Annotated in this window: 15 protein-coding genes, 1 tRNA gene and 1 pseudogene; 6 read left to right on the top strand and 11 right to left on the bottom strand. The window is 53.1% G+C overall.

What is annotated here, in order from left to right:
- Positions 1-6: 6 nt before the first annotated feature.
- Both ubiD and H3L98_RS10060 read right to left on the bottom strand, forming a co-directional pair.
- Positions 7-1,485 carry a 4-hydroxy-3-polyprenylbenzoate decarboxylase gene (ubiD, locus tag H3L98_RS10065; protein WP_027021912.1) on the bottom strand — a complete coding sequence of 493 codons (1,479 nt, stop codon included), beginning with the start codon at positions 1,483-1,485 and terminating at the stop codon, positions 7-9.
- A gap of 26 nt (positions 1,486-1,511) precedes the next feature.
- Positions 1,512-2,180: a hypothetical protein gene (locus H3L98_RS10060; protein ID WP_156932252.1), complete on the bottom strand. Its 669-nt coding sequence runs from the start codon at positions 2,178-2,180 to the stop codon at positions 1,512-1,514.
- Positions 2,181-2,316: 136 nt separating this feature from the next.
- On the opposite strand from H3L98_RS10060, the gene H3L98_RS10055 reads away from it, so the two are divergent.
- Both H3L98_RS10055 and H3L98_RS10050 read left to right on the top strand, forming a co-directional pair.
- Entirely contained in the window at positions 2,317-2,883 is a 567-nt protein-coding gene (locus H3L98_RS10055; RefSeq protein WP_027021910.1) for a DUF1877 family protein, read from the top strand.
- 61 nt (positions 2,884-2,944) lie between these two features.
- Positions 2,945-5,185, top strand: a complete 2,241-nt coding sequence (locus tag H3L98_RS10050) for a DNA internalization-related competence protein ComEC/Rec2 (protein ID WP_027021909.1) — start codon at positions 2,945-2,947, stop codon at positions 5,183-5,185.
- Positions 5,186-5,237: 52 nt separating this feature from the next.
- Here H3L98_RS10050 and H3L98_RS10045 read toward each other — a convergent pair whose 3' ends face one another.
- The 4 genes from H3L98_RS10045 to H3L98_RS10030 form a co-directional block, all read right to left on the bottom strand.
- Positions 5,238-6,536, bottom strand: a complete 1,299-nt coding sequence (locus H3L98_RS10045) for an adenylosuccinate synthase (RefSeq protein WP_027021908.1) — start codon at positions 6,534-6,536, stop codon at positions 5,238-5,240.
- Between the two features lie 149 nt (positions 6,537-6,685).
- Positions 6,686-7,687, bottom strand: coding sequence for a PDDEXK family nuclease (locus H3L98_RS10040; RefSeq protein WP_338025823.1), 1,002 nt, complete (start codon positions 7,685-7,687; stop codon positions 6,686-6,688).
- Positions 7,688-7,740: 53 nt separating this feature from the next.
- On the bottom strand, positions 7,741-9,045 hold the full coding sequence (gene tilS, locus H3L98_RS10035; protein WP_051532037.1) for a tRNA lysidine(34) synthetase TilS: 1,305 nt from the start codon (positions 9,043-9,045) through the stop codon (positions 7,741-7,743).
- Positions 9,045-10,559, bottom strand: coding sequence for a polyamine aminopropyltransferase (locus H3L98_RS10030; protein ID WP_027021906.1), 1,515 nt, complete (start codon positions 10,557-10,559; stop codon positions 9,045-9,047). Before H3L98_RS10030 ends, tilS begins: the two co-directional genes overlap by 1 nt.
- 112 nt (positions 10,560-10,671) lie before the next feature.
- Here H3L98_RS10030 and tpiA point away from each other — a divergent pair, with 112 nt between their 5' ends.
- The 3 genes and pseudogenes from tpiA to H3L98_RS10015 all read left to right on the top strand — a co-directional run bounded on the left by tpiA (position 10,672) and on the right by H3L98_RS10015 (position 12,111).
- Positions 10,672-11,448, top strand: coding sequence for a triose-phosphate isomerase (tpiA, locus tag H3L98_RS10025; protein WP_027021905.1), 777 nt, complete (start codon positions 10,672-10,674; stop codon positions 11,446-11,448).
- A gap of 3 nt (positions 11,449-11,451) precedes the next feature.
- A pseudogene (gene secG / locus H3L98_RS10960) lies at positions 11,452-11,784 on the top strand (preprotein translocase subunit SecG); the annotation flags it as partial.
- Positions 11,785-12,025: 241 nt separating this feature from the next.
- A tRNA-Leu gene (locus H3L98_RS10015) sits at positions 12,026-12,111 on the top strand.
- A 48-nt stretch (positions 12,112-12,159) separates the two neighbouring features.
- On the opposite strand, the gene H3L98_RS10010 is transcribed toward H3L98_RS10015, so the two are convergent.
- The 5 genes from H3L98_RS10010 to H3L98_RS09990 all read right to left on the bottom strand — a co-directional run bounded on the left by H3L98_RS10010 (position 12,160) and on the right by H3L98_RS09990 (position 16,567).
- Positions 12,160-12,345, bottom strand: coding sequence for a PspC domain-containing protein (locus H3L98_RS10010; protein ID WP_027021904.1), 186 nt, complete (start codon positions 12,343-12,345; stop codon positions 12,160-12,162).
- A gap of 37 nt (positions 12,346-12,382) precedes the next feature.
- Positions 12,383-13,387 (bottom strand): SPFH domain-containing protein, encoded by a 1,005-nt coding sequence (locus H3L98_RS10005; RefSeq protein WP_027021903.1) that lies wholly within the window; start codon positions 13,385-13,387, stop codon positions 12,383-12,385.
- A gap of 33 nt (positions 13,388-13,420) precedes the next feature.
- A complete protein-coding gene (locus H3L98_RS10000; RefSeq protein WP_027021902.1) occupies positions 13,421-13,819 on the bottom strand; it encodes a DUF350 domain-containing protein in 399 nt (132 codons plus the stop codon).
- Between the two features lie 133 nt (positions 13,820-13,952).
- Positions 13,953-14,975, bottom strand: coding sequence for an ABC transporter ATP-binding protein (locus H3L98_RS09995; RefSeq protein WP_034333174.1), 1,023 nt, complete (start codon positions 14,973-14,975; stop codon positions 13,953-13,955).
- Entirely contained in the window at positions 14,972-16,567 is a 1,596-nt protein-coding gene (locus H3L98_RS09990) for an ABC transporter permease (RefSeq protein WP_034333172.1), read from the bottom strand. The genes H3L98_RS09995 and H3L98_RS09990 overlap by 4 nt, the downstream gene beginning before the upstream one ends.
- 187 nt (positions 16,568-16,754) lie before the next feature.
- Here H3L98_RS09990 and H3L98_RS09985 point away from each other — a divergent pair, with 187 nt between their 5' ends.
- On the top strand, positions 16,755-17,747 hold the full coding sequence (locus tag H3L98_RS09985) for a Fe(3+) ABC transporter substrate-binding protein (RefSeq protein WP_027021900.1): 993 nt from the start codon (positions 16,755-16,757) through the stop codon (positions 17,745-17,747).
- Positions 17,748-17,840 lie beyond the last annotated feature (93 nt).

Here is a 17,840-nt window from a genome sequence, read left to right as displayed (position 1 = left end):
TTTATCTTATAAACCCAACTCCCCCCACATCGCATCCACTTGTTTTACCGTTTCCGCATCGCGTTGAATCACGCGCCCCCATTCGCGCGAGGTTTCGCCTGCCCATTTATTGGTGGCGTCCAAGCCCATTTTTCCGCCCAAACCGCTAACGGGACTGGCAAAATCCAAGTAGTCAATCGGCGTGTTTTCAATCAGCACGGTATCACGCACGGGGTCCATGCGCGTGGTAATCGCCCAAATCACTTCTTTCCAGTCGCGGCAATTGACATCGTCGTCCACCACCACAATAAATTTGGTGTACATAAACTGGCGCAAAAACGACCAACAGCCCATCATGATGCGTTTGGCGTGTCCTGCGTATTGTTTTTTAATGGAAACCACTGCCATGCGGTAGGAACAGCCTTCGGGTGGTAGGTAAAAATCCACAATTTCGGGAAACTGTTTTTGCAGCAAGGGCACAAACACTTCGTTTAACGCCACGCCCAAAACGGCGGGTTCATCTGGTGGTTTGCCTGTGTAGGTGCTGTGGTAAATCGGATTTTCACGCATGGTGATGCGTTCCACCGTCAGCACGGGAAAACGGTCTTGTTCGTTGTAATAGCCCGTGTGGTCGCCGTACGGTCCTTCCAGCGCGGTTTCATCAGGATAAATCACGCCTTCCAACACGATTTCGGCACGCGCGGGAACGTGCAAATCGTTGCCAATGCACTTGACCAATTCAGTACGCGAACCGCGCAATAATCCTGCAAACTGGTATTCGCTCAAGGTGTCGGGAACAGGCGTTACCGCGCCCAAAATGGTGGCGGGGTCGCAGCCCAACACCACGGCAACGGGGTAAGGCGTGTCGGGATACAGCTTTTTGTGCGCCTGAAAATCCAATGCGCCGCCACGGTGCGCCAGCCAGCGCATAATCAGTTTGTTTTTGCCAATCAGTTGCTGACGGTAAATGCCGAGATTTTGGCGTTTTTTATGCGGTCCTTTGGTAACGGTTAAGCCCCAAGTGATTAAGGGGGCAACATCGTCTTTCCAACAATGCTGAATCGGCAGTTTATTTAAATCAACGGCATCGCCTTCCCACACGATTTCTTGGCAGGGCGCGTTTTTAACGATATTCGGCGCCATGCTCCAAATGTCTTTTAATAAAGGCAGTTTGGAAAAGGCATCTTTAATGCCTTTGGGCGGTTCGGGTTCTTTCAGGTAGGCAAGGGTGTGTCCGATTTCGCGCAATTTGTCCACGCTGTCTGCGCCCATGCCCATTGCCACGCGTTCAGGCGTGCCGAACAAGTTGGCAAGCACGGGAAAATCATAGCGCGTACCGTCTGAACGCACGGGCTGTTCAAACAGCAGTGCAGGACCTTCGGCGCGTAACACGCGGTCGGCAATTTCGGTCATCTGCAAATGCGGTGAAACGGGCGCAGCAATACGCTTAAGCTTGCCTTGGTTTTCCAGTTGTGCGATAAATCCGCGCAGGTCTTTATATTTCATATATTTTCTTTGATATGATTATTGGTTTAACGTTCAGGTTTGCGTATTTTATAACGTTTGGATGGCTTGGATAACGGGGATTGTGCGGGGACAAATTTTTCCAGCAGTAAATACCACGCTGCAGAAAGTACTAAACCATACGGGTAAAGAAATGCCAAATACAGCAAGAAAGAAGCGACGCTGTATCTGGTGTGGTTAAGCCCGCGCAAGGTGGTATCGTTGCCCAAATCCATGATCTGAAGTAAAGGTTGCCACCACCAACGATAAAGCAGCGGATACAGATAGTCTGCCAGCCAATAGGATAATGCCATGGTGGTGAAACCTGTTAGCAAAAAAGCGTTACAGCGGACTAAAGCACGGGGGTGCCCGCGTTGGTATTGCCACAGCAATATCACGGCAATCCATATTTGTAGGGCAAAGGCTGCGAGCAGCCAAGTAATATTCCATTCGTTAAAACGAGAGATTTCGGGATTATATTCTATATTGTGTGAAGCGGTTGCCAGTAGCCCGTACCACGCAGGCAGCCACAATAAATGAAACGGCACGGCAAGCCACCATGCACGGCTGCGGAAAGGCTGCGGTTGTTTCCACATTTTACGCAACAGCATGATAACAGGCGAGCAGAAAAACAACGTTATCGCTGCGATGGTTGCATAATACACAATGGCAAGAATGATGAATTTAATGGTTTCCATGTTATTCTTACTCGCGCATGCCAGTTGGTATGTGTGGGGAAACCGTGATTATACTGCTGCTGTGTATGTGGACGGGGCTGGCGTTTGGGTTTACACTGTAAGCATTTGTTAAATGCTACAACAAAGGACGAATCCCATGACCAATTTGGTTTATACGGCTTATCCCGAAGCCGATTTGCGCGAAATTGCCGATACGTTGAACCACCGCCGCGCCGATAAGGGCGAAGTGGTGCGCCGTTTTGGTTTGCCTGAAGACCAAAGCCGCCGTTATTTGAAAGTGCCGCAACTATGGCGGGTGTTGCAGGCGGTGTTTACGGGTGCAGACACGCCCGACAATGCCCAGCTGATTGCCGCGATTGACGGTATTGAGTATTTGGATGGCTGGAGCGATATGGGTGCGGCGTATATTCTGCCCGATGATACTGCTGCCATTGCCGCAGCCTTGGCAAAAGTGGACTTTGCGGCGCGTTTGGCGGCGTTTAACGCGGATTTGGCGCAAAATGCCGAAGAGCTGTCTGCCGAAGCGGATTTGGCGGCGTTTGCCGAAGCCTTTCATATTCGCGGCAGCGAAGAGTTTGACCACAGCGACAGCCCCGAACGCGCCGAAGAACTGGGCGCGTGGTTTGCGCGTTTGTGCGGGTTTTACCGTGCGGCGGCGGCAGACGGCTGCGGTGTGATTGTGTCGTTTGTGGAACACGTTTAAGTACAATTTTTTCAAACAGGGCGGAAGGGGTTTCCGCCCTGTTTGCAATGGGGGAAGGCTTATGCGCTATGGTTTGTGTGTGCCTGCGTTCTGCATCGGTGCGGCGGCGGCATTTTTTTTGCCCGAACGCGGCGCGTGGGCATGGTGGGCAACAGCATGGTTTGCCGCAGCAGCAACGGCAGCAGGCGCGTATTTTTGGGAACGGCAGCGGCTGTTGGCAATGGCACTGACGCTGTTTTGCCTAATAACGGGCGCAGTGTATTCGCTGTGGCGCACCGAAACGGCATTGCAGGCACAATGGCAGGTAGCGCAGTCGCCACAATCGCAATTATTGGACATCACGGTAACGGGTTTGCCCGAACGCAGCGAAGACGGTCGCAGCCGTTTTACCGCCACGGCGCGTACCGAGCAAGGCAAAGAATACCGTTTCTTATTTTACGATTACAACAAACGCGATTGGCACACGGGCGAGCGTTGGCGCATTAAGGCAAGGGTACGCGCACCTTTGGGTATGCGTAATCCTGTGGGTTTTGACCGCGAGGCGTGGGCGTTGGCAAACGGGATAGACGGTTTGGCTTCGGTGGGGCGCGAGCGGGAACGTTTGGGCGATGCGCCCGTGTGGAATGCCAATGGCTGGCGGGCGCGGATTTCGGCGGCGTGGCAGCGCACGGGCAAAGAAACGGCACACGGCGCGGGACTGATGCGAGCGCTGGCGGTGGGCGACCGTTCGGGTTTGCCGCCTGAAGCATGGGCAGCGTTCCGACCTTTGGGTTTAAACCATTTGGTCAGTATTTCGGGTTTGCATATTTCTATGGTGGCGGTGATGGCGGCGCTGTTGTGCAAATGGCTGATGCGGTTTTTACCGCGTGTGCCTGCCCGTCCGAGAGTGTGGCAGTTGGGCGCAGGCGTGGCGGCAGCGGCGTTTTACACGGCATTGGCGGGATTCGGCATTCCCGCTTTACGCAGCTTGCTGATGCTGACGGTGTTTGCATGGGCATGGCTGCAACGCGGCGTGATGACGGCGTGGCAGGTGTGGTGGACAGCGTTGGCGGCGGTGCTGCTGTTACAACCTGCAGCGGTATTGGCGGCGGGATTTTGGTTATCTTTCGGTTTGGTGGCGACTTTATTGTGGACTTTGGCGGCGCGTTTGCCCGAAAACAAATGGCGACAGGCATGGCGCGGACAATGCGCCGCCACTTTGGTGGGTGGCATTGGCGCAGCGTATTTTTTCGGCACGTTTCCCGTGTTCAGCTTGCCCGTGAACGCCGTTGCGATTCCGCTGTTTTCGTGGATACTCGTGCCTGTGGCGTTGGCGGCTTCGCTGTCGCCGTTTGACTTTGTGCGCGACCTTGCTGCCTGGCTGGCGCAATACACCGCAGACGTGCTGTTGTGGTTGGGGGCGCGTGTTCCCGATTGGGCGTTGGCACACGCGCCCGCACCTTTGCTGATGGCAGCATTGGCGTGTGCTTTATTGCTGTTATTGCCACGCGGTGGCGGTTGGCGACCTTTAGCGTGTTGCGGCGTGCTGATGTTTACCCTTTACCGTCCGTCTGCACCCAAAACCGATTTAAATGTTTATGTTTGGGACGTGGGACAAGGTTTGTCGGTGCTGCTGCAAACCCCGTCACAAAACGTTTTGTTTGACACAGGCACGCCCGCTGCCGAAATGTCGCTGCTGCCCAATTTACGCGCCTTGGGCATCAAACAATTAGACGCGCTGGTGTTGTCGCATCACGATGACGACCACGACGGCGGTTATCCCGCACTTGCCAAAGCCATTCACATCAAAAAACTATGGGCGGGACAACCCGAGTTTTACCCCAAAGCACATCACTGCACCAATGGTACACGTTGGCAAAGCGGGCGCACCGTTTTTGAATTTCTCACCCCGCCGCCGCTACCCCATGCCAAAGACAATGAAAAAAGCTGCGTTTTGCGCGTGATTGCAGACGGGCGTGCCATTTTGATTACGGGCGATTTGGGCGTGGCAGGCGAACGCACCATGGTTGCCCAATATGGCGATGCCCTGTATAGCAATGTGCTGGTGTTGGGACATCACGGCAGCAAAACTTCTACTTCAGACGAACTGCTGAACGCTGTTGAACCCGAAATTGCCGTTGCCAGCAGCGGTTTTGCCAACGCTTTCCGACACCCACACCCCGATGTGCTTGCCAAGCTGCAAACGCGTGATATTCGCGTGATTCGTACTGACCACAACGGCGCGTTTGCTTTTTCTTTTGGCGGCGGCGAAATGCGCGAACAGCGTTTTCCGCGCCAATGGTGGCAACGTAAGCCATTGTAAAAAACGCCCGCGCCAGAAATTCATCAGGCGCGGGCGTATAATTTAAATCCGATTAGGCAAACGGATGATGTACCACAATGGTTTCTTCGCGGTCAGGACCTGTGGAAATCATGGCAACAGGCGCACCACAAACTTCCTCAATCCGCTTCAGATAACGTTTGGCGTTTTCGGGCAAGTGTTGATAGTCTTTAACCCCGAAAGTGGGTTCGTCCCAACCCGGTAGGGTTTCGTAAACAGGCGTACAGCCTGCTACCGCATCTGCACCAAAGGGCAAAATATCGGTTTGCGAACCATCGGGCAAGGTGTAACCCGTGCAGATTTTCACTTCTTTCATGCCGTCCATCACATCTAATTTGGTGATGCACATGCCTGTAATGCCGTTGATTTGAATGGAACGCTTCAACGCCGCTGCATCAAACCAGCCGCAACGGCGCGGACGACCCGTTACCGAACCGAATTCATGTCCGCGCTCTGCCAAACCTGCGCCGATGTCGTCAAACAATTCGGTGGGGAACGGACCCGAACCGACACGGGTGGTATAGGCTTTCACAATCCCCAGCACATAATCCAGCATTTGCGATGGCACACCTGCGCCCACCGAAGCCGCACCCGCCACGCAATTTGAAGAAGTAACAAAGGGATAAGTGCCGTAATCAATGTCCAGCAGCGTACCTTGCGCCCCTTCAAACAGCAAACGTTCGCCATTTTGGTGTTTTTGGTACAGCGTACCCGCCACATCGTGCAGCATGGGCAACAAACGCTCGCGGAAGCTGCGGATTTTTGCCATCACTTTATCAAAATCAACGGGTTCAACACCGTGTAGATGTTGCAATTGCACATTGTACAGGGCAAGATTGGTTTTGACTTTTGCCGCCACTTTGTCCAAATCCGCCAAATCACCCGCGCGTACCGAACGACGCGCCACTTTGTCTTCGTAAGCAGGACCGATGCCGCGCCCTGTCGTACCGATTTTGCCTGCGCCACGCGAAATTTCACGCGCTTGGTCAAGGGCAATGTGGTAGGGCAAAATCAGCGGGCAGGTGGGGGCGATTTTCAAACGCTGTTCCACATTTTGCACGCCCGCTGCCAACAGCTCGTCAATTTCGCCGAACAGGGCTTCGGGCGACAACACCACACCCGAACCGATGTAGCAATTGAGGGTTTCGTGCAAAATACCGCTGGGAATCAGGCGCAAAATGGTTTTTTTACCGCCCACCACCAAAGTGTGTCCGGCATTGTGTCCACCTTGAAAACGCACCACGCCGCCAGTTTGTTCTGCCAGCCAGTCCACGATTTTGCCTTTGCCTTCATCGCCCCACTGCGAGCCGATGACTACGATGTTTTGTGCCATAGGTTTGGTTGCCTTTAAAAAAGGGTTGGAAAATATCGGATTGTAACCCACACAACAGGCAAAATGCCGATTATCTGCCTGTTTGTTTTAGGGCGTGTCCCTCTTTGCTTTGCCAAAAATACCGCCGCATCAGTCAATAGGGACACGCCCTACATAACTTCCTGCAAATAGGCAGCAAGCGACTGCGGGGTCACAAAAGTCAAATCATACATTGCCCGCAGCGATTTGGCTTGGCTTTCGTCAATATCGGTAACCAAAATCATAAAATGACAGGCGTCAATTCCTAAACGTTTTTTTAAATTTAAATACTTATCCAAATCGCGGCGGTATTCGCCCGTTTTGCATTCGATAACCAGCGGTGCGCCCGCAGCAGGCAAAAAGACCACGTCCAATTCATGCAAATCCTGATTGTCAAAACGGATATTGACCGAACGGGCGCAGGAAAACGTATATTGCTGACCGCGTTGTGCCGCTTGTGCCAGCAGTTTGCCCAAAGCAAACCACTCCAGCCAGCCACCGGTAAAAAACTGACGCACGGGCGGGGCGCTTTGCAACTTCAGGTTAAGCAGTTTTTCGGGTTTTTGGTAATGATAGCGGGAAAACAGGGTATGACTGTAAAACTCGCGGCAGATGCGGTTCAGGGTTTGCGCGTCTTTTTGACTGTATTTTTTCAAATCAAAATTGGCACCACTGTGGTTGTTGCGGTATGCCCAATTGATTTTACTCAAAACATCTTTAAATAAATCATAATGTTTGCCGATGGCGGCGGCAGCTTCGTCATAATAACCGCTCATATCCACTTTGCCGTAATCAAAATCCGCCTTAATACGGTGTTTGGCAAACCATTGTTCCAAAGGGCGATGTTGTGCGGCGTTTGCCAGTATGTCGGTTTCGGAAAAATCCTGACCGGCAAGGGGATTCACATGACCGTCCTGTTCACGGGCAGCTTCGGCAGGTTCGCCGTCATCTGCACATTTTAAGGCTTCCAATTCGCGCAAAGCCGTGCTGTATCTGGCAAGTATCTGATTAATAAAAAATACCGTATCATACAACTTGGTTTCGCTACCGCATTGGGCGCATTTGCCGATACCGACGGGCGCAGTGTGTTCACCCAAATGTTTGCAATGGGAACAACGGTATACAGTCATCATTTTCTCCAAAATATTGAGTGGGTTGGTTTAAATAATGTGCTTCCAGCGGTTAATTATTGCTGTTGGCGGTTAATAAAATAATTTTCCCAATCAGGTAAATAGGGAATTAAACCCGAATCAACGGCAACCGTATCACTCACGCCGATACCGCTGATGGCAAGGCATTCGCCGTGCAGATTGCACCAAATCGGAAAAATCGGGCGCAGGCGTGGCGGTACGCTGTGTTCTTGCAAAATGCGTTTGACGGTTTTGCGCGTGCCGCGCCACATCATGCGGTCGCTGGGGACAGGCGGGCGCAGTTGTAGGGTGTGTTGCAATATATCGGGGGCAAAACCGCGCCCCGTACGCCACTCCATACCGCAGTTTTGCGCCAATTGCGCTGCTGTGCCGATTAGGGGTTGTTTTAACCAAGGTGGGTGCATCAGCGCATGGGGAACGGGCAACAAACGCCCTTGATGTGCCACAGCAGTGCCGTGTGGTAAAGACCATTCGGCGTGCTGGGTTGGGGCGGCGGCGAGTGTGCGCTCAAAGGCATAAACGGCAGCGCGGCTAGGGTTGCCTAAATTGTGCTGTTTAGCAAAATCGTGTAACAGGTTGCGGCGGCGCAGTTCCGACAATTCGCGCCAACGCAAGCACTGAAACACGCCATCGACACAAACATATTCGCGGTCGCTGCGGGTAAATTCGTCCAATAATGCCAAATCTTGTTGGGCAGCGGCAACGGCAGCGTCTAATTGTTGCGGCAGTTGCGGCAAGCGTTGCAAGGCAAACGGCAGCAGTTGATGGCGCAACCAGTTTCTTAAAAAACGCGGATTGCTGTTGCTTTCGTCTTCAATATGCGTAACGGCGTGGGCGCGGGCGTAATCGGCAAGTTCGGCTCGGGAAACGTTTAACAAAGGGCGCAGCAAACGGATGGCAGACATTTCCGCCGCCACAGGCATGGCAGCCAAAGCGCGTGTGCCACCACCGCGCAACGCCGCCAGTAAAAAGGTTTCGCGTTGGTCGTCTGCGTGGTGGGCGAGTAACAGGGTTTCGGACGATACGTCCGCCAATGCCTGATAACGCGCTTTTCGCGCTGCGGCTTCCCAGCCTTCGCCACGGTTTATCACTTGCACTTTAAGTAAGTGAAACGGCACATCGTGTGCCGCGCAAAAGTCTTGGCAAAAACGCGCCCACGCATCGGCATTGGCACTCAAGCCGTGGTGAACGTGCGCGGCGGAAAACGGCATGCCCGTATCAGCGCGACACCGCAACAGCAGGTGCAGCAACACCATAGAATCCAATCCACCGCTTAATGCCAGCGTGGGACGGCTGTCGCGCAAACGCTTCCAAACAGGCTGTAAACGCTGATATAACATTAACGTATCACTTCGCGCCAGTCGCGCTCAAAATACGCCACCAGTGCTTGATTGTTCAAATAATTGGCTGCCACTTCGCGCCGTGCCATATCGGGCGGAAAACGGAACATTTGCGCGGCGGTTTCGGGGGTGAGGTAATGTGCAGGCACATCAATGCGTTGCGGCGGGCGCAAATCGTTTTGCTGCGATGCCAACACAAATCCCCATTCGCCAAATGAAGGCACATACACATGATAAGGCGCGGTGTGTAAACCTGCCTCTTCCAATGTTTTTACCACCGACCAATAAGCATTGGGCGCAAAATACGGCGATGTGGATTGAACGGCGATTTTTCCGCCGTCTGCCAAATGGCGTGCCACCAAACGGTACATCGGCACGGAATACAGCTTACCCAATGAAAAATTGGACGGGTCGGGCAAATCAATAATAATCACATCAAAACGTTGGCTAACGGTTTCCAGCCATTTGGCGGCATCGTCATTGACAATTTTGAGTTTGGGATGATTGAGGGCATTGGCGTTCAGTTTGACCAATTCGGGCGCGGTGCGGAAAAAATCCGTCATTTGCGGGTCTAAATCCACCAATGTAAGCTGTTGAACGTCAGGATATTTTAATACTTCACGCGCCGCCAAGCCGTCGCCGCCACCCAAAATCAGCACTTGGGCGCGGGAAGCGGCGTTTTGCATGGCAGGCAACACCAAGGCTTCGTGATAACGGGCTTCGTCTTTGGCGGAGAACTGTAAATTGCCATTGATATACAATCGGATATCGTTTTTCCAGCGGGTCAGCACCAAACGCTGGTAGGGCGAATGGCTTTGATAAATCACAGGGTCGCCAAAATAATGCTGTTCGGCGCGGAAGGTAATGCGGTTGGCATAGGCAAACGCCAGTATCAGCAAGGCCAGCACCAGCACGGCGCGGCTTTGCAAACCGCGATACGCCTGTAAACGCGAACGGAACAGATACGCCGTTATCATGGCAACCGCCGCGTTTAAAATGCCGAATAATAAGGCAGAACGTGCCATGCCCAATTTAGGGGCGAGTACCAAGGGAAACAACAGCGACACCGCCAATGCGCCCAAATAGTCAAACGTCAGCACCCGCGCCACCAAATCTTTAAACGATGTTTGTTGTTCGTGCAACACGCGCATCACCAGCGGAATTTCCATGCCTACCACCGTGCCGACAATCAGCACCAGCGCATACAGCAGGGTGCGGAACGGCGCAGCCTGCATACCGAATGCCACAAACAAAAACAACGCCGACACCCCGCCAATCAAGCCCACCAGCAACTCAATTTCAATAAAGCGTTTAAGTGTATCGCCATCGCCAATGTAGCGCGTTAGGTGTGCGCCAATACCCATCGCAAACAAATACAGCCCGATAATGGAAGAAAACTGCAAAATACTGTCGCCTAAAAGATAACTTGCCAGCGCAGCCATCACCAATTCATAAGCCAAACCGCAGCTGGCAACAATAAAAACGGAAATAATCAGAACGGCTTGAGGCTTCATGGGAAAAATCGGGGCAGTGTTTGCAGGAAGGACACATTATAACAAACCCTGTAAACGCCGCCGTAATTGCGCTAAAATAAGCGTTTTGTTTCAAAACACAGGAATCGGCACCATGCAACAAGGCGTTTGGCAGCAAAAATGGGTTATCGGTAATTGGAAAATGAACGGCAGCAGCGCACAAAACACGCGTTTGCTGGAAGAAATTTGCGCTTTACCGCAGGCAGATAAAGTATGCGTGGGCGTTGTCCCGCCTGCTTTGTATTTGGCACCCACTGCCGCACAGCTTGCCGCTGCAAATTCCGCCAATCCCATTTGCTTGAGCGCACAAATGGCAAGCCGTTTTAATGGCAGCGGTGCGTATACGGGCGAAATTTCCGCACCCATGCTGGCAGATGTGGGCGTGAAGCTGGTGTTGGTCGGACACTCCGAGCGCAGCCTGTATTTTGCCGAAACCGCCGAACAACGCCGCAGCCAGTTGGAACATATTTTGGCAGCAGGTTTGCAGCCTTTGCTGTGTGTGGGCGAAAGTTTGGCGCAGCGCGAAGCAGAACAACATTTTGACACAGTAGCGGCGCAGTTGGCTGTGTTAAAAGATTTATCGTTTGCCAACGGTGTGGCGGTGGCTTACGAGCCTGTGTGGGCGATTGGCACGGGAAAAACCGCCACGCCCGAGCAAATCGGCGAAATGCATCAATTTATTTACGATACACTATTGTCTTTGCTTGGCGGCAGTGTTAATATCCGCATTCTTTACGGCGGAAGCGTAAACGACCAAAACGCCGCAGCCATTTTCCGCGTCGCCCATGTGGACGGCGCATTGGTGGGTGGCGCATCGCTGAAAAGTGAAGCGTTTGCCGCTATTATCCGAGCCGCTCAGGAAACCGACTAACCCATGGAAGCCTTTAAAACCCTTATCTTAATCGTTAATATCTTCTCATCGCTTGCCATTATCGGCTTGGTGCTGATGCAGCACGGTCGTGGTGCGGATGCGGGGGCGAGTTTTGGCGGTTCGGGCAGCGCACAGGGCGTATTCGGTTCGGGCGGTAATGCCAATTTCTTAAGCCGCATGACGGGCGTGGCTGCAACGGTATTTTTTGCCACTTGTTTGCTGTTGGGCTATATCCACAGCCAACGCGGTTCAAGTAGTGGTTTGGATTTTAGCAATATCCAACAAAGCCAAAGCGCACCCGCAATAGAAAGCACGTCAGCACCTGTTCCCATGCAGGATAGCTTAAGTGTTCCGTCTGCTGCTTCTGCGGCAAGCAGTGCCGGCGAAGCTGCCAAACCCGAAGCCAAAGAAAGCAGTTTTTCTGCGGGTGAAGCAGCATTGGCGGGCGCAGCTGGCGCAGCAGCTGCCAAAATAGCAGCTGATAAAGTTGCGGACAATAAAGATAAAAAAGCGGCAGCAAGCCAATCCAAAAGTAAAAAATCAGATAAAGATAAAAAATCCAAAAAATAAGTTTTATGCCGACATGGTGGAATTGGTAGACACGCTATCTTGAGGGGGTAGTGACCGCAGGTCGTATGAGTTCAAGTCTCATTGTCGGCACCAGATAAAAAAACAGCCCGTTTGGGGCTGTTTTTTTATTGTCTGGCGGAGTTACTTGGCGGGCAGAATAAAGCCCATGGCAACATACAAAATCAGCATGGGAAAACCAAAGCTGATTAAGCACAATGCCACGCAAACCACACGGACGAGACTGGGGTCGGTATTAAAATGCTCTGCCAAGCCGCCGCATACGCCGAACAGCATTTTATTTTGGCGGGAACGGTGCAGTTTTTTCATGGTTGTTTCCTTTCTCTTGAATGGGTGTTAAGGGGGTTCAGCCAATCAGTTGTTTTAACACTTCGTTTTTGGCTGTGTCGTAGTCTTCTTGCGAAATCAGATTGTTATCCAGCAGGGTTTTGAGTTTGGCTAATTTGGCTTGCGGGTCTTCCGCAGCGGGGGCGGGCTGGGTTGCGGCTTGGGGCTGCATCATGCCTGCCATTGCGCCCGCCATCGCCTGACCGATGCCTGCGCCCACGCCCAATCCTGCGCCGATGCCAGCAATGCCGCCTTCGTTTTGCGCTGCCAAGGGAATGGCTTGTGCGGTTTGGAACTGGGTGTATTTGCCCAAATCGCCGACAATACCCATGCTCATGCGGCTGTCGAGGGCTTTTTGTACCGCTTCGGGCAGGGTAACGCTTTCTACGGTAAAGTTTTCCAATGCCACGCCCAATTTGGCAAATTCGGGGCGCAGGCGTTCGGTCATGGTTTGCGAGAGTAAAACCTGATTGGCCGCCATGTCCAAGAACGGAATGCCCGATGTGCCGAATGCGGCAGCCAGTTGGGTCATGGCGATGTTTTTCAACTGGGCTTCCAATTGTTCGCCGCTGTAATGTTCCACCACGCCCGACACTTCTTTAAAAAAGGCAACGGGGTCGCTGATGCGGTAGGCAAACATGCCAAAAGCGCGTAATTGCACCACGCCGAATTCGGCATCGCGCACGGTAACGGGTTGTGCCGTTCCCCAACGTCGTCCGAGCTGTTGGCGGGTATTGAAAAAATACACGTCGGATTTAAACGGCGATTGGAAGAATTTGTCCCAGTTTTTCAGATTGGTTAAAACGGGCAGGGTTTGGGTGGTGAGGGTGTAGCGTCCGGGGGCAAAGGCATCGGCGGCTTTGCCTTCATCAACAAACAATGCCATTTGTGCTTCGCGCACGGTAAGGCTGGCACCGTTTTGGATTTCTTGGTCGGCAACGGGAAAACGCCACACCAAAGTTGCTTCATTGGGGCTTTCCCATTGGATAACGTCGATAAACTGTTTGCGGATAAAGTTAAACATGGCGGTTTCCCTTTGTTCGGATTGAAAAGCGGCTTAAGTCAGGCAGGCGGCGTTCAGCAGCCCGATAGACAGCGACAGGGCGCATAAAAACGCGCCCACGGCAACATTATTGTTTTCCAGTTCCACGGCGGCGTTGGGAATCAGGCGGGCAGCGGCAAAATACACGCCGATTTGAATCACGGCAGCCGCCAAACCCCAAACGATAAAGTCAAAAAACGACAGGCTGTGGGCAATGCTGGAAGCCAGTGCCGCGCAAAATCCCACCAGTGCGCCGCCCAAAGACAGGGCGCATGCCAAATTGCCGTTGCGGATTAGGTACAGCTCGCGGGCAGGGGTGATGCGGATATAGACGGCGGCAAACAACACCAGCATCAGTATGCCGCCCAACATGTATTTTAAATACAAAAAATATTGTGTCAGCGATAACAGCATAAACTCAAACTATCTTTACGGATGGGATAGGGGGATTATGCCACAATGCGGCGGTGCGTGCCTGTGCATTTTTAACGCGGCAGACGCGGATTTGTGCCAAAAATACCGTTGTATAAGCAGATGGGGACACGTCCTAAATATTAAAGGCTGCGGGTGCGGCGGCTTCGGCAAAACACAGGCGGATGCGGCTGTCGGCAGGATGGTGCTGGCTGTCGAGCCAATACAGGCTTTCGCCGTTATCCAAGGTGAGCAGGTAACGGAAATGGCTGCCGGTAAAGGTGCATTCGCTGATGTGGGCGTTGGTGTGGTCTTCGGCGGCAGACAGGTGTTCGGGGCGCACCAGCAGGCGCACGCTGCCGCTGTGTTGTGCGGGCAGGACGGCGGCAGTGCGCCCCAAAGCGGTTTCTACCGTGCCGTCTGCGGCAACTATGCCGTTCAGCCATGCGCCTTGTCCGATAAAGGCGGCAACATCGGGCGTGGCAGGGTGGCGGTACAGGTTTTGCGGATTGTCCCACTGTTGCAGCGTGCCGTGCGCCATCATGCCGATTTTGTCTGCCATGGCAAAGGCTTCGTTTTGGTCGTGGGTAACCAGTATCGCGCTGGTGTGTTCTTGTTTGAGCAGTTGGCGCACTTCTTGCGACAAACGGGCGCGTAAATCGGCATCAAGGCTGGAAAAGGGTTCGTCCAGCAAAATCAAATCGGGGCGCGGGGCAAGGGCGCGGGCGAGGGCAACACGCTGTTGTTGTCCGCCTGACAGCTGGTGTGGGTATTGTTTGCCGTAGCCTGTCAAACCAATCAGTTCCAACAGTTCATCTACACGGCGTTGGCGGTCGGGTTGTTTGGCGATGCCGAAGGCGATGTTGGCAGCCACGTTTAAATGTGGAAACAGGGCGTAATCCTGAAACACCATGCCGATGCGGCGGCGGTGCGGGGGGATGTTTTCGCTGCCTGCGGCAAACAGGGTGCGACCTTTTAAGGCAATGCTGCCCGAAGCAGCGGTTTCAAAACCCGCAATACAGCGCAAGGCAGTGGTTTTGCCACAGCCTGAATGTCCCAGCAGGCAGGCAGTTTCGCCTTCTGCCAAGGCAAAGCCAAAGCCATTTAATACGGGTTTGCCACCAAAGGCGAGGTTTAAGTTGGAAATTTCTAAAATCATGATGTTTGCTCGGCGCGTGAAAACAAAATAACGGGAAGCAGTCCCGTCAGCACAATCAGCAGGGCGGGCAGCGAGGCTTGGGCAAACAGCCCTTCACCGGTAAACGAGTAAATCCGCACCGCCAAAGTGTCCCAATCATAAGGGCGCATCATCAGCGTAATCGGCATTTCTTTCATAATGTCCACAAATACCATCAACACGGCAGTTGCCCCCGCGCTTTTTAACAGCGGCAGATACACCCGCCGCAACACGCCCCAGCCCGTGCAGCCCAGCGAACGCGCCGCTTCTGCCTGATTGGGGCTGATGCGTTCCAAACCCGCTTCCGCCGAGGCATACGCCACCGCCAAAAAGCGAATCAGATACGCCAGCAGCAGCACCGCCAGCGTGCCTTTAAATATCGCCGTGGTTTCTTCGGGCAGTTTGAAAAAGGCGATTAAGGCATTGTCTAACGCCGCCACAGGCACAAACACCCCCACCGCCAACACCGTCCCCGGAACAGCATAGCCCAAAGTCGCCAGCCGTGCGCCAACAGCAGCAAAACGGCTGTGGTCGGCGCGTTTGGCAAGTGCCAGCAAGATGGCGGTTATTGCCGTGAATCCCGCTGCCATCATGCCCCCTGCAAACGAATGCCACGCCTGCGCCCACAATTCCGCGTTAAACACTTCATTCCACGTTTCGTGCGCCCACCACACCAATTGCAGCACGGGTAGGACAAACGCCGACAGCAGCACCAGCCCGCAATACGCCGCCGCCGCCCATGCTTGCCAACCGCGTAAAGGCTGACGCGGACGGTTACCGCTGTTGTCGCTGCGGTGAAAACGCCGCGCCCCGCGCCCCAGCTGTTCCAACACCAATAACACAAACACACCCGTAATCAGAATCGCTGCCAACTGCTTGGCGGTTTCCAGCGAAAACATACCGAACCAAGTATCGTAAATGGCAGTGGTAAACGTATCGTAACCGAACACCGATACCGTACCGAAATCCGCCAAAGTTTCCATCAGTGCTAACACCGTTCCCCCCGCAATCCACGGACGCGCCATCGGCAACGCCACTTTCACAAACGCTCGCCACGGCGACAAACCCAAAGACGCGCCCGCTTCCAAAGCCTGTCGTCCCATGCCCGAAAACGCATTCCGTGCCAGCAAATACACATACGGATAAAAGCTTAAACTCATCACCAGCACCAGCCCCCAGCCGTTGCGGATATCGGGAAACACCCAGCTGTGGCTTTCGCGCAGCCAAGTGGCAAACGGACTGCTGTAATCGGTAAAACCGATTTGCACAAACGCCAACACATAAGCAGGCACTGCCAAAGGCAGCATCAACGCCCAAAAAAACACGCGCCGCAGCGGAAAATCATATACTGCCGTCAGCCACGCCAATGATGTTCCCAGCAGCGTCACCCCCACGCCCACGCCCAATGCCAGCAGCAGCGTGTTTTTTAACAGCAAAGGCAGCTGGTGTTCCAATAAAAACGCCCAAATTTCGCGGTCAAATTCGCCCCAAGCGGCCACAATCACGCCGATGGGAATCAAAGTCAGCAACACACACAATAGCAGCCACAGACGCGGCAAAGTTTTGGCAAACATGGTGTCAGGCAGTCGGGAAAAACAAAAGCGCGATTATAGCGTGTCAAGCCTAAAGTGCGGAAAAAAATGATAACGTCTCTTGTTCGCAACAAGCATTTACATTAGAATGCCCCCTGCCGGTGCGCCTGAAGGCGCATCCATGCCGCAATCTTGCGCTTTTTATTCTCAACCCAAGGAATGACCCATGATTCGCAAAGCCCTTGCCGTATCCGCCGCCGCACTGTTTGCCGCCGCCCCCGCTTTTGCCGCCGAACTGGTGGTGTATTCTTCACGTTCTACCGAATTGCTGAAGCCCATTGCCGCCAAATACGAGCAAAAAACGGGACACAAAATCAAATTGGTGGAAGACAAAGCTGGTCCGCTGATGGCAAAACTGAAAGCCGAAGGCAGCAACAGCCCCGCCGACGTGTTTATTACTGTAGATGGCGGCAATCTGTGGCAGGCCACCCAAATGGGTTTGTTGCGTCCGATTCAGTCTAACACCCTGAAAGCCAATATTCCCGCCCACCTGCGCGACCCCGCTAACCGCTGGTTTGGTTTGTCTGTACGCGCCCGCACCATTATGTACAACCCCACCAAAGTGAAGCCTTCCCAGCTTTCCACCTATGCCGATTTGGCAGACCCCAAATGGAAAGGCAAACTGTGTCTGCGTACCTCTAACAATGTCTATAACCAATCTTTAGTTGGCACCATGATTGCCAACAAAGGCGAAGCCGAAACCGCCCGCATTGTTAAAGGCTGGGTGGATAATTTAGCCGCTGCACCGTTTTCCAACGACACCCAATTATTGGAAGCCATTGATGCAGGGCGTTGCGACGTAGGCATTACCAACACCTACTATTTGGGACGTTTGCTGAAGAAAAACCCCTCTGCCAAAGTGCGTCCTTTCTTTGCTGACCAAAAAGCACGCGGTACGCATGTCAACGTATCGGGCGCGGGCGTTGCCAAACACAGCAAACAACCTGCCGAAGCGCAAAAATTCATTGAATGGCTCAGCAGCCCCGAAGCACAAAACCTGTTTGTGGACGAAAACCGCGAATACCCCGCCAATCCCAAAATCGCACCGCATGCCCAAGTGGCTGCTTGGGGCAAATTCAAACAAGATGTTATCAATGTATCCATCGCAGGTGCCAATCAAGCAAAAGCCATTATGTTGATGAAAAAAGCAGGTTTTAAATAATTAGCCTGTTGAAACGGATAAAACCGTAATGCCAAACCCGTTGCATTTTAAAGTGCAACGGGTTTATTTTATTCAATTTTTTGAATATGGGGC

It is taken from the genome of Conchiformibius steedae (assembly GCF_014054725.1).
Taxonomy (GTDB): Bacteria; Pseudomonadota; Gammaproteobacteria; order Burkholderiales; family Neisseriaceae; genus Conchiformibius; species Conchiformibius steedae.
This window is presented reverse-complemented; position numbering and strand designations above follow the sequence as displayed.